This is a genomic window from Pseudomonas siliginis (assembly GCF_019145195.1).
Classification (GTDB): Bacteria; Pseudomonadota; Gammaproteobacteria; order Pseudomonadales; family Pseudomonadaceae; genus Aquipseudomonas; species Aquipseudomonas siliginis.
Genome location: NZ_JAHSTW010000002.1, coordinates 284,351 through 296,877 on the forward strand (window position 1 = coordinate 284,351; position 12,527 = coordinate 296,877).

The 12,527-nt window shown below is 62.4% G+C and carries 11 protein-coding genes; 1 reads left to right on the forward strand and 10 read right to left on the reverse strand.

The genetic code is table 11. From position 1 onward, the window contains the following. Positions 1–58 precede the first annotated feature (58 nt). The 7 genes from KVG87_RS05135 to KVG87_RS05165 all read right to left on the reverse strand — a co-directional run bounded on the left by KVG87_RS05135 (position 59) and on the right by KVG87_RS05165 (position 9,142). The gene (locus KVG87_RS05135; RefSeq protein ID WP_076564463.1) at positions 59–613 is read right to left on the reverse strand and encodes a phosphonate degradation HD-domain oxygenase; all 555 of its coding nucleotides are present in this window, start codon (positions 611–613) and stop codon (positions 59–61) included. After that, a complete protein-coding gene (locus tag KVG87_RS05140) occupies positions 610–1,743 on the reverse strand; it encodes a TIGR03364 family FAD-dependent oxidoreductase (RefSeq protein ID WP_217849622.1) in 1,134 nt (377 codons plus the stop codon). The genes KVG87_RS05135 and KVG87_RS05140 overlap by 4 nt, the downstream gene beginning before the upstream one ends. 118 nt (positions 1,744–1,861) lie before the next feature. Then, entirely contained in the window at positions 1,862–2,887 is a 1,026-nt protein-coding gene (locus KVG87_RS05145) for a putative 2-aminoethylphosphonate ABC transporter substrate-binding protein (RefSeq protein ID WP_122692366.1), read from the reverse strand. 37 nt (positions 2,888–2,924) lie between these two features. After that, positions 2,925–4,649, reverse strand: a complete 1,725-nt coding sequence (locus KVG87_RS05150) for a putative 2-aminoethylphosphonate ABC transporter permease subunit (protein ID WP_217849624.1) — start codon at positions 4,647–4,649, stop codon at positions 2,925–2,927. Then, entirely contained in the window at positions 4,649–5,725 is a 1,077-nt protein-coding gene (locus tag KVG87_RS05155) for a putative 2-aminoethylphosphonate ABC transporter ATP-binding protein (RefSeq protein WP_076564467.1), read from the reverse strand. Before KVG87_RS05155 ends, KVG87_RS05150 begins: the two co-directional genes overlap by 1 nt. Before the next feature lie 231 nt (positions 5,726–5,956). After that, positions 5,957–6,820 carry a LysR family transcriptional regulator gene (locus tag KVG87_RS05160; protein WP_038861192.1) on the reverse strand — a complete coding sequence of 288 codons (864 nt, stop codon included), beginning with the start codon at positions 6,818–6,820 and terminating at the stop codon, positions 5,957–5,959. 15 nt (positions 6,821–6,835) lie between these two features. Further along, the gene (locus KVG87_RS05165) at positions 6,836–9,142 is read right to left on the reverse strand and encodes a heavy metal translocating P-type ATPase (RefSeq protein WP_217849626.1); all 2,307 of its coding nucleotides are present in this window, start codon (positions 9,140–9,142) and stop codon (positions 6,836–6,838) included. An 84-nt stretch (positions 9,143–9,226) separates the two neighbouring features. Between KVG87_RS05165 and cadR the strand changes: the two genes are divergently transcribed. After that, complete coding sequence (gene cadR / locus KVG87_RS05170; protein WP_016772685.1) at positions 9,227–9,676, forward strand: Cd(II)/Pb(II)-responsive transcriptional regulator; 450 nt, start codon at positions 9,227–9,229, stop codon at positions 9,674–9,676. A gap of 125 nt (positions 9,677–9,801) precedes the next feature. Here the strand turns inward: cadR and KVG87_RS05175 are convergent, their stop codons facing one another. The 3 genes from KVG87_RS05175 to KVG87_RS05185 all read right to left on the reverse strand — a co-directional run bounded on the left by KVG87_RS05175 (position 9,802) and on the right by KVG87_RS05185 (position 12,501). Continuing rightward, positions 9,802–10,773 carry a thymidylate synthase gene (locus tag KVG87_RS05175; protein ID WP_217849628.1) on the reverse strand — a complete coding sequence of 324 codons (972 nt, stop codon included), beginning with the start codon at positions 10,771–10,773 and terminating at the stop codon, positions 9,802–9,804. 50 nt (positions 10,774–10,823) lie between these two features. Beyond that, positions 10,824–11,639 carry a prolipoprotein diacylglyceryl transferase gene (gene lgt / locus KVG87_RS05180; RefSeq protein WP_016772683.1) on the reverse strand — a complete coding sequence of 272 codons (816 nt, stop codon included), beginning with the start codon at positions 11,637–11,639 and terminating at the stop codon, positions 10,824–10,826. A 79-nt stretch (positions 11,640–11,718) separates the two neighbouring features. After that, positions 11,719–12,501 (reverse strand): sulfite exporter TauE/SafE family protein, encoded by a 783-nt coding sequence (locus tag KVG87_RS05185; protein WP_016772682.1) that lies wholly within the window; start codon positions 12,499–12,501, stop codon positions 11,719–11,721. Positions 12,502–12,527: the final 26 nt, after the last annotated feature.

Genomic DNA, 12,527 nt, shown 5'->3' on the forward strand with positions numbered 1-12,527 from the left:
AATGCGGATCCCTGTGGGAGCGAGCCTGCTCGCGAATGGCGCGACTCGGTGACATGGGTTACGCCGCCAGCAGTCGCGCCGCTTTCGCTTTCAATCCAGCCAGATCCACTAGCGGCACCGCAACCTCCTTCGCCAACTCATCCCAGCGCCGCATGCGCAAACTCAGCGCACACAACGGATCAGCCTCGAACGCATCCGCCTCAGCCGCGCTCATTACCCCGCCCTGATATTCCAGCGTCCTGCGACTCGCCTCACTCAACCGCGCGTAATACCCCGGCTCGCGTAAGGTCAGATAGCGCTTGGCCTGGACGTGATATTCCACCAGTCGCGCCAGCCGTTCGCTGAAACCTGCCTCACGCAGATAATCCGCACCGAGCCGTTCATGGCTGACCACGCCATAACCGCCCATGTTTTCCGCGCCCTCGGCACACAAATGGCCGATGTCATGAAAGAACGCCGCCAGCACCACTTCATCGTCACAGCCTTCAGCCATGGCCAGTTCTGCGGCCTGGGACATGTGCTCGAGCTGCGACACCGGTTCGCCGATGTAATCGCTGGCGCCGAAGCGTTCATACAGGCCGAACACCCGGGCGATCACCTGTTCGTGATTCATGCCTCCTCCAGTAATTGCGCGATGTTGCGTTCGGCCAGCGCCGGGCCGACGCTCATGCCGACGCCGGTGTGCATCAGCGCCACGCTCAAGCCCGGTGCCGGACGCAGGAATGAAAACGGACCAGGCCCACGAGCACCATAGACGCCCTGCCAGCGTTCGACCACTTGCACCTGACAGCCCAGCGTCTGCTCGGCAAGTTCGAGCATCCAGTTGTCGACCTGCTCGGCGTTGAACGGTGACGCATCGCTGCCGTAATGATGCGAATCGCCGATGATCAACTCACCGTACGGCGTCGGGCTGATCAGCAAGTGAATGCCGTTGGCGTGCAGGTGCGGTTGTTCACGGAGAATCTGCGCCTGCACCGCTGCGGCTTGCGGCAAATCGGCGAAAGCGCCGTAGTGCACGCAGCTCAGGCCGGTGAGCACGGCGTGTTGCAGATTGAGATCGACCTGCGGTTTGGCCCGCAGCATTTGCAGACGACAGATCTGCGGATTGAGCGCAGCAATTGGCTCGGCCAGTAGGGTCTGATAGTCGTGGCCGGAGCAGACGATGATCTGCTTGCCGGTAAAACTGCCGGCGGTACTGTGCAAATGCCCCGGCTCGACGTCGCGCACCAGCGTGGAAAAGTGAAACTCGACACCGAGGTCGCGGCGCAAATAATCGATCAGCGCCGGAATCGCTTCGCGTGAGTACAACTGCTGATCATCGATACCGTGCAACACAGCACGGTGATGGCTGAACTGGCCGCCGTAGAGATCACGCAACGCCGCGCCGCGCAGCAGCTCGACGTTGTAGCCGTGCTCGATGGCGCGGCCGGCGCAGAAGACTTCGAGCAGGTGTTCTTCGGCCTCGTTACGGGCGAACAGGTATGAGCCGTTGCGCTTGATCTGCAGGCCGGCAAGTTGCGCCCAGTCGCCCCAGATCTCGCGGCTGGCCTTGGCCAGTTCGAGCATGATGCCGGGCGGCTGACCGGTCACCAGCGCCTGGCCGAAGTTGCGCACCGAAGCGCCGAGGGGCGTGGCGGTGCGTTCGAATACCGCGACTTTCAGGCCGCGTTTGGCAGCGGCATAGGCGTGGGACAGACCGAGGATGCCAGCGCCGATGATGAGCAGGTCTTTGGGTTGTGTCATGTACAGGTGCTCTGAATGAGAAACCGCTTTCGCGAGCAGGCTCGCTCCCACAGGGGACAGCATTGCAACTGTGGGAGCGAGCCTGCTCGCGAAGGGGCCTTGTCAGTCGATAAAGATCTTACTTGGCGACAACTTTCTCGGACTTGCCGTCATACCGCTTGCGCCATTCAGCCAGGATCTCGTCGCGATTCTTCGAGGCCCAGGCAAAGTCGTTCTTGATCAGACGCTGCTCATAGTCGGCTGGCAATTCGGTCTGCGGCTTGGCAATCCCCGGCTGCGCGAGCACGGCGAAGTTCTCTTTGTACAGATCCATCGCCTCGGCGCTGGCAGAGAAGTCCGCCAGTTTCTTCGCTGCCTCTTCATGCGGCGTGCCTTTGATCACCGCTGTCGCTTCGATCTCCCAGCCCAGACCTTCCTTCGGCAGGATGATGTCCAGTGGCGCGCCCTGGCGTTTCAGCTGTACGGCTGGATATTCAAAGGAAATCCCGATCGGAAACTCCCCCGCCGCCGCCAGTTTGCACGGCTTGGAACCGGAGTGAACGTACTGGCCGATGTTCTGGTGCAGGCCGTCCATATACGCCCAGCCCTGCTTCTCGCCGAAGGTCTGCAGCCAGGCGCTGACGTCGAGGAAACCGGTGCCGGACGACGCCGGATTGGGCATGACGATCTTGCCCTTGTACTCAGGCTTGGTCAGGTCCTGCCAGCTCACGGGCTTGGTCAGACCTTGCTTCTCGGCCTCGACGGTGTTGAAGCAAATGGTCGCGGCCCACACGTCCATGCCGACCCAGGCTGGCGGGTTGGCGGCGTCGCGGTAGTTCGCGCCGATCTTGCCGAGATCCTTCGGTGCATAGCTTTGCAGCATGCCTTGCTGATCGAGAATCGCCAGGCTCGACGCGGCCAGGCCCCATACCGCGTCAGCCTGCGGTCGAGCCTTTTCGGCGAGCAGTTTGGCGGTGATGATCCCGGTGGAATCGCGCACCCATTTGATCTCGACGTCCGGGTTGGCCTTTTCAAAGGCCTCCTTGTAGGACTTCAGTTGTTCGGCTTCGAGGGCGGTGTACACCGTCAACTCGGTTTTTGCCGCGAAGGCATTCAGGCTGAAAGTCGCGAGCACAGCAGCGGCCAGGGCCATAGGCTTGAACATGAGCGTTTTCCTGTAGTTGAGTTGATCGGGTTTGCAATCAGTGACCGGGCGCGGTTTGCCGCCAGGCCTGGGAGCGGCGCAACAGGCCGCGCGAAGCCCACGCCAGCAGCAGCGACACGCCGGCCGAGGTGAACAGAATCAGGGTCGACATCGCCGCCGCGCCGCCCACGTTGCCGGCGTCATCCATGTTCAGCACCGCCACCGCCGCGAGGATGGTGTCGGGGCTGTAAAGGAAGATCGCAGCGGAAACCGTGGTCATCGCCGAGACGAACAGGTAGCGCACGATGTCCAGCAGCGCCGGCAGGCAGATCGGCACGGTGACGCGCAGGTAATGCCGGTACAGCGGCGCCTTCAGCGACAGCGCCGCAGCCTCGAACTCAGCATCGAGCTGGCGCAGCGCGGTGGTCGCGGTCATTTGTGCGGTGGTCAGATAGTGCGCAATGGTGCAGACGATCAGCAGCGTCATTGTCCCGTACAGCACGTGCAGCGGATTGCCGCTGAGGTTGAAGAAGAAGACGTAGCCCAGGCCCAGCACCAGCCCCGGCACCGCCATCGGCACGAAGCTGAGCATGCGCAAAGCCAGGTTCAACCCGCGCTGGGTGCGGGTTTTCTCCATCAGATAGGCGCCAGTGAAAATCAGCACGCTGCCAATCAGCGCCGTGCCCAGCGCCATCTTCAGACTGTTGCCGTAGGCGAGCCAGCCACCGCCGGCGGTCTCGTTGAACTGATAGTGGTTGAGCGACAGCGACAGGTTGTACGGCCAGAACTTCACCAGCGACGAGAACACCGCCATGCCGAACACCAGAATCAACGCCGCGCTGATCAGCAAAACAATGGCCAGATAGCAGCCGTCGCGCAGCTTGCACGGCAGCGGTTTGAACACCTGCGCGCGTCCGCTCATCGAGTCACCATGGCGGCGACGCAACCAGGCATCGACACCAAAGCTGAACAGCGCCGGCAGCAACAACACCATGCCGATCAACGCGCCGCGCCCGAATTGCTGCTGGCCGACCACGGCTTTGTAGGCTTCCAGCGCCAGCACTTGATAGTCGCCACCGACCACCACCGGCACACCAAAATCGGTAATCGTCAGGGTGAACACCAGACAGAACGCGGCGAACACCGCCTGGCGCGTCGCCGGCCAGGTGATGCTGCGAAACGCCTTGGCCGGACTGGCGCCCATGCTCGATGCGGCATCGAACAAACGTGCATCGGCCAGCGACAATGCCGAGAGCAAAATCATCAGCGCATGGGGGAAGGTGTAGATCACCTCGCCCAGCACAATGCCCCAAAACCCGTAGATATTGTCCGAGAGCAGTCCACGCAGCATGCCCTGATTGCCGAACAGATAGACCAGCGCAATTCCCGGCAGCATCGACGGCGCCATCAGCGGCAGCAGGGAGATCCCGCGCCAGATGCCTTTGCCCGGAATCAGCGTGCGTTGCAGCGCGTAGGCAAACAGGTAGGCCAGCGGTACGACAATGGCCGCAACGCTGAGGGACACTTTCAGGCTGTTGCCGAGCAGCCAATGGAAATTGGCGCTGGTCACCAACTCTTTCGCCGCGAGCCAGCCACCGCCCTGCCCGGCGTCGTTGCTGAAGCCGCGCCAGAAGATCGCCAGCAACGGCAGCAGCACCGCGAGGCCGAGCAACACCAGCAGGAGGACTTTGCCGCCGAGCACGAACAGGCGATCGCCGATCTCGGCTTTCGAGGACTGTCGCACCTGCTTGTGCGGTAGCGGCAGCGCGAGGTTGCTGTTCATCAGGCGAACACCTGCAAACTGCGCGGCGGCAAGGCGACCATGATCTGCTGGGCGCCGAGGCGCGGCATGGCTTCTGGCGCGATTTCGGCGAGCAGTGCGTGGCCCGGCAATTGATCAAGTTCGAAGCTCATCCGGCAGCGGTTGCCGAGGAAAGTGACTTCGCGAACCCTGGCCGGGAACAGGTTCTCTTCGTGCACCAGCGGGTTGACGTTGATCGCCTCCGGGCGGCAGAACAGTCGACCCGAAGCGCCGTGTACGCTGCCCTCGGCCAGGCGCAGATTCATCCCGCCGACCTGGGCGTGACTGTCGCTGCTGCGCTGGAACGGCAGCCAGTTGCCCTGGCCGACAAACTCGGCCACGAACGGCGTGGCCGGACGGTTGTAGATTTCCTGCGGCGTGGCGTACTGCTCGACACGGCCGTTGTTCATCACGGCGATGCGATCGGCCATCAACATCGCTTCGTCCTGATTGTGCGTGACCATCAGCGTGGTGATGCCGAGGTTGCGTTGCAGCTGACGCAGCTCGGTGCACAGATGCTCGCGCACCCGCGCGTCGAGGGCCGACATCGGTTCATCGAGTAATAACAGCGACGGCGCCGGCGCCAATGCGCGAGCGAGCGCTACTCGCTGTTGCTGACCGCCGGACAATTGCCCTGGGTACTTTTTCTCACTGCCAGTGAGGCCGACCAGTTCCAGCATCTGACCGACACGCCGGCGCACTTCATCGCGACCGCTGCCCGCGAGGCCGTAGGCAATGTTCGCCTCGACCGTCAGATTCGGGAACAGCGCGTAGGACTGGAACAGAATCCCGTAATCCCGCGCTTGCGGGGCAAGATGCGAGACATCGCGATCGCCCAGATACAGCTCGCCACTGTCCTGCTGTTCCAGCCCGGCAATGCAGCGCAGCAATGTGGTCTTGCCACAGCCCGAGGGGCCGAGCAGGCACACCAGTTCACCGGCGGCGACGTCGAGGGAGACGTTATCCAGCGCAGTGAACGCACCGAAACGCTTGTGCACGCCGCGCACTTTCATCGGCGCGCCGGGGTTGGTCAGGGCAGTTGCGATGGCAGGATTCATGGACAGGCCTCATCAAACGGATGAGGCCAATCCTAGAGTTGTAATGCGTCCGTCATGTGGCAGCGAGGCAAAAACGGCTGATAGTGGTATTCGGTAATTTGGGTTGCTGATTTGTCGCCTGAACTGGCGCCTTCGCGAGCAGGCTCGCTCCCACAGAAGTCGCACGTTGTGAATACGATCAATGTGGGAGCGAGCCTGCTCGCGAAGAGGCCAGCTCGCACACTGAAGATCTCAGGCCGGGGACATTTCCTGTGCCAAGCCGAGAAACGCCGCCGGCAACCGCGCACCCTTCCTCTCTTTGAGGCAATACAGATACTCCGGAATCTGCGGCGCATTCTCGATGGTCAGCACGCGCAACTGCGGATCATGCGGCACCTCCTGCCGCGCAATGATGCTGATACCGATATTGCGCAGCACGGCTTCACGAATCGACTCACGGCTGCCGATCTCCAGCAACGGCCCGAAACTGACCCCGGCGCTGGCCAGCAACTCTTCGGTCAAGCGCCGCGTGGTCGAACCCGGCTCGCGCATCAACAACGTATGCCCGGCCAGTGCGTTCAGCGTCACATGTTCCTGCGCCGCCAACGGATGATTGCGATGCACCGCCAGCACCAGCGGATCGGTGCCGAGTACCCGGCGAATCAACCGCGCATCATCGAGCAACTGCGACGATGCCGCGACATCCACGCGGTAATCCTCCAGCGCTTCCAGCACCTGCTGCGAGTTGCCGATTTCCACCGACACTTCCACCTGCGGCAAACGCTCGCGGAAGGTCTTCACCAGATCGAGGATGTAATACGGCGCCGTCGCGGCAATGCGCAACGTGCCCTGGACCTGACCGCTGTTGCGCAGGAAAAACTCGATGTCGGCCTCTTGCTGCAACAGGGTCTTGACCATCGGCAGCAAGCGCGCGCCTTCGTCGCTGACGCTCAGTCGGCGGCCGCCACGGTAGAACAACTCCACCGAGTACTGACTCTCCAGATTGCGGATTTGCGTGGTCACGGTCGGTTGGCTGAGGCCGAGTTTTTTCGCCGCCAGCGTGATGCTGCCCAGGCGGGCGACCATGTAAAACGCTTTCAGCTCGGCACTCAGCACAACCATCCCTCACGTTTACTTGCGCAGCAGGCGCAAACCGTTGAACACCACCAGCAGGCTCACGCCCATATCGGCAAACACCGCCATCCACATGGTGGCAAGCCCGGCAAAGGTTACCGCAAGAAATATCGCCTTGATCACCAGCGCCAGTGCGATGTTCTGTTTCAGAATGCTCGCGGTGTTGCGCGACAGGCTGATGAACGCAGGGATCTTGCGCAGATCGTCGTCCATCAGGGCAACATCGGCGGTTTCGATCGCGGTGTCGGTGCCGGCGGCGGCCATGGCGAACCCGATCTCGGCGCGGGCCAGTGCCGGGGCGTCGTTGATGCCATCGCCGACCATACCGACCCGGTGGCCCTGCTTGTACAGATCTTCAATGGCTTGCAGCTTGTCGGTCGGCAGCAAATCGCCGCGCGCCTCGTCGATGCCGACCTGGGCGGCAATCGCTTGCGCGGTGTGGACGTTGTCGCCGGTCAGCATCAGGGTTTTCACCCCGAGTTCATGCAACTGAAGAATCGCCTCGCGGCTGGTTTCCTTGACCGTATCGGCGACGGCGAACAGTGCCAGTGGGCCTGAGCTGTCGAGCAGCAGCACCACGGATTTGCCCTGCTTTTCCAGCGCGAACAGCTTTTCTTCCAGCTGCGGCGAGCACAGGCCGAGCTCTTCGACCAGACGATGATTGCCCAAGTGATAAGTCTGGCCGTTGATGTCGCCTTTGACGCCCCGCCCGCCCAGCGCGGCGAAGTTATCCACAGGCAGTGCGGCGAAGTTTTTATCCACAGCGGCATTGGCAATCGCCAGCGACACCGGGTGATCGGAGCGACCGGCCAGCGCGGCAGCGATGGCCGGCGCGCTGGCATCGGCCGTCGGGTCGAGTGACAGGTAATCGGTCTGCACCGGTTTGCCGTGGGTGATCGTGCCAGTTTTATCCAGCGCCAGATAATCAAGCTTGAAGCCGCCCTCCAGATACACGCCGCCCTTGACCAGAATGCCCTTGCGCGCCGCCGCCGCGAGGCCGCTGACGATGGTCACCGGGGTGGAAATCACCAGTGCGCACGGGCAGGCAACCACCAGCAACACCAGCGCGCGGTAGATCCAGTCGAACCACGCCGCGCCCATGAACAATGGCGGGATGATCGCCACGGCCAAGGCGAAGACGAACACCGCCGGGGTGTAGATTTTCGAGAATTGATCAACGAAACGCTGCGTCGGCGCCCGCGCGCCCTGGGCCTGTTCGACGGCATGAATGATCCGCGCCAGGGTCGAATTGTTCGCCGCAGCGGTCACCGTATATTCCAGCGAACCGGCCTGATTGATGGTGCCAGCGAAGACTTTATCGCCGACAGTTTTCTCCACCGGCAGGCTTTCGCCGGTGATCGGCGCCTGGTCGATGGTCGAGCTGCCGCTGACCACCGCACCGTCGAGCGCAATCCGCTCGCCGGGTTTCACCCGCACGCGGGCGCCGAGATCGACGCTTTTAACCTCTTGTTCGCGCCAGTTGCCGTCGGCCTGCAAGACCGTGGCTTGCTCGGGGGTCATTTGCATCAAGCCACTGATCGCGTTGCGCGCGCGATCCAGCGAGCGTGCTTCGATCAGCTCGGCGACGGTGAAGAGGAACATCACCATCGCCGCTTCCGGCCACTGGCCGATGAGGATCGCGCCAGTGACGGCGATGCTCATCAGCGCGTTGATGTTGAGGTTGCGGTTCTTCAGGGCAATCCAGCCCTTTTTATAAGTGCCAAGGCCGCCGCTGAGGATCGACACCAGCGCAACGACTGCCACCACCCAGTCCGGCGCGGCGCTGGTGAAATGAATGACTTCGGCGCCCAGCGCGGTCAGGCCGGACAGCGCCAGTGGCCACCAGTGTTTTTTCACCGCAGCCGGTGCCGGCGCATCGACGCCCGCCTGCAGCGGCTCGGCGTGCATGCCGAGGGATTTGATCGCCTCGGTGATCGGCTCGGTGCCCGGAAGATTGTGGGTCACGCCAAGCACGCGGTTGATCAGGTTGAATTCCAGCTGCTGCACACCGGCCAGTTTGCCGAGCTTGTTCTGGATCAGCGTCTGCTCGGTCGGGCAGTCCATTGCCTCGATGCGGAAGCTGCTCAGGCGCGCGTCGGCGCTGGTCTTTTCGCTCAGTTGCACCAGGGCAGGCGCTGCGGCTTTCGACGAGCAGCAGGAGTCTTCGTGCGAATGAACCGGGGCCGGCGCAGCTTTCGAAGCGCAGCAGGAATCGCCGCCATGCGCATGTTTATGCACGGGCTGCAATTTATGACTGTGATCGTGACCGTCGCCGGGCTTGTGGGTGTGCAGGGAATCGCTCATTGGTTGCGTCCATGAAGGTGCCTGTTGCCAAGTAAAGACCCTGTAGCCACTATAGGGTCAAGCACCCTTTTGGAGATGGCCGTCATGAAGATCGGCGAACTGGCGAAACTCACCGACTGCGCCGTGGAAACCATCCGCTACTACGAGCGCGAAAATCTCCTGCCGGAACCGGCGCGCAGCGACGGCAATTACCGCGTGTACACCCAGGCCCACGCCGAGCGCCTGACCTTCATCCGCAACTGCCGCACCCTCGACATGACCCTCGAAGAAATCCGCAGCCTCCTCGCCCTGCGCGACAGCCCGCAGGATCAGTGCGAGAGCGTCAATGCGCTGATCGACGAACATATTCAGCACGTGAAGGCGCGAATTGATGGCTTGCTGGCCTTGCAGACACAACTGCTCGACCTGCGCCAACGCTGTGGCGAAGGGCCGGAGGCGGATCAATGCGGGATCTTGCAGCGGCTGGAAGTGAGTGGCGGGGTTGTTGCGACGGAGGTTGAGCATTCCCACGTCGGCCGCAGCCACGGCCACTAAGCACACCGCAAAAACAAATGTGGGAGCGAGCCTGCTCGCGAAAGCGGTGTATCAGTCGACACATCTGTGACTGACACGCCCTCTTCGCGAGCAGGCTCGCTCCCACAGGGATATTGCGGTGTGGTTTAGACCGCCATCGGCGCAGTCATCGGCGGATGGTGCTCATAGCCTTCCAGCGAGAAATCGCTCGGCTCGACCAGCTCCAGCCATTCCGGCTGATACACACCGGTCTTGGCAAACTTCGGCACGCGGTCGGAGATTTTCAGTTTCGGCATGGCAAACGGCTCGCGCTTGAGCTGTTCGTTGAGCATGTCCAGGTGGTTTTCGTAGACGTGCGCATCGCCGATGAAATAGGTGAACCAGCGCGGCGTGTAACCGGTCAGGCGCCCGATCAGGCTCAGCAGTGCGGCGCCCTCGGTGAGGTTGAACGGCGTGCCCAGGCCCAGATCGTTGGAGCGGATGTAGAGCGTCAGGGAGATTTCCTTGGTCTCGACGTTCGGGTGGAACTGGTACAGCAGATGGCATGGCGGCAGGGCCATTTCATCGAGCTGGGCGACGTTCCAGCCGTGGAACAGAATGCGGCGGCTGCCCGGATCCTTGATGATCGTGTCGACGCACTGGCGTACCTGATCGATCGCCTTGTACAGCACGACGTAGGCCTGGCCGTCTTCCTCGCCCTGAGCGATCTGCTTGTAGCCGTTGCTCAGGGTCTGTTCGATGGCGGCAGTGTTGCTCAGCGGGATCTGCTTGTACGCCGGCCACTTGCGCCATTGCACGCCGTAGATTTCACCGAGGTCGTCGTCGCCCTGGCGGAACGGGTTGGCCAGCCACTGTGCGTTTTCGTTGGCGTTCTGGTCCCAGACCTTGCAGCCCAGCGCGCGGAATTCAGCGGCGTTGTTCACGCCACGCAGAAACCCGCACATCTCGCCGATGGCCGATTTGAAGGCCATCTTGCGCGTGGTGATCGCCGGGAAACCTTCCTGCAGATCGAAACGCAGCATCGCTCCCGGGAAACTGATGGTGTTGATGCCGGTGCGGTTGGCCTGCTTGGTGCCGTTCTGAATGACGTGCGAGACCAGTTCGAGATATTGCTTCATGAGTTACCTGTGTCCTTTGAGCCCCGGCGTCGCGCGCCGGGGTTCGTAGTTTAAGCCGTCGGCGCGAGCGGCGCTGCCGGGGCGCGACGATAGGCCAGCCAGATCAGCAACAGCCCGCCGACGATCATCGGCACGCAGAGCACCTGACCCATGGTCAGCCAGTTCCACGCCAAGTAGCCGAGCTGAGCATCCGGGACGCGGACGAACTCGACGATGAAACGGAAGATGCCGTAGAACAACGCGAACATGCCGGAGACCGCCATGGTCGGGCGCGGTTTGCGCGAGAAGATCCACAGGATCAGGAACAGCGCCACGCCTTCGAGGGCGAACTGATACAACTGCGACGGGTGGCGCGGCAACTGCGCCGGATCGCTGAACGGCGGGAACACCATCGCCCACGGCACGTCGGTGGCCTTGCCCCACAGCTCGGCGTTGATGAAGTTGCCGATGCGCCCGGCGCCCAGGCCGATCGGCACCATCGGCGCGACGAAGTCCATCAGCTGGAAGAACGACTTGCCATTGCGCTTGCCGAACCACAAGGCCGCGAGCATCACGCCGATGAATCCGCCGTGGAACGACATGCCGCCCTTCCACACTTCGAAAATCAGCGTCGGGTTGGCCAGGTACGCGCTCAGGTCATAGAACAGCACGTAACCCAGACGGCCGCCGACGATCACGCCCATCGATAGCCAGAACACCAGATCGGAGAGTTTCTCCTTGGTCCAGGTCGGGTCGAAGCGGTTGAGCCGGCGCGACGCCAACAGCCACGCGCCGCCGATGCCGATCAGGTACATCAGACCGTACCAGTGGATTTTCAGCGGACCGATGGCCAGGGCCACCGGGTCGATCTGCGGGTAAGGCAGCATTGCGACTCCTTGTTAGAGTTGAAAGCGAAATTCCCGGGCGACGCTGCCACCTCAGGATTAAGCCAGGATTGCCACGCGGTCAGAGCAGAAAGCTCAAACCCACGCAGAACAGCAAAGCGGCGAACAGCCTTTTCAGCAAGCGCGGCGACAATCTGTGCGCCAGACGCGCGCCGAGCCGAGCGAAGACCATGCTGGTCAGGGCGATGCCCAACAATGCCGGCAAATACACAAAACCGAGACTATGGGCCGGCAACAACGGATCGTGCCACCCCAGAATCATGAAACTTGCTGCACTGGCCAGAGCGATCGGCAGGCCACAGGCCGACGAGGTCGCCACCGCCTGCTGCATCGGCACGCTGCGCCAGGTCAGAAACGGCACGGTCAGCGAGCCGCCACCGATGCCGAAAATCGCCGAGGCCCAGCCAATCACCGTACCGGCGGCAGTCAGACCGAGTTTGCCCGGCACCGTTCGGCTGGCCTTGGGTTTGACATCCAGCGCCAGTTGCACGGCGATCACCAGGGCAAATACGCCGATGATCTTTTGCAGGTTCGGCCCGGAGATCGCTTCTGCGGTCAGCGCCCCGAAACCGGCACCGAGCAGGATACCCACGGTCATCCAGCGAAAAATCGCCCAGCGCACCGCGCCCCGGCGGTGATGCTCACGCACGGCGTTGACCGAGGTGAAAATGATCGTCGCCAGCGACGTGCCCACCGCCAAGTGCGTAAGAATCGACTGATCGAAGCCCTGCAAAGTGAAGCTGAACACCAGCACCGGGACGATGATGATCCCGCCGCCAACGCCAAACAGCCCGGCGAGCACGCCCGCACAGGCGCCGAGCGCCAGGTAGAGCAGAAATTCCATGACCGTCTCCAGCACTCGTCGGCAAA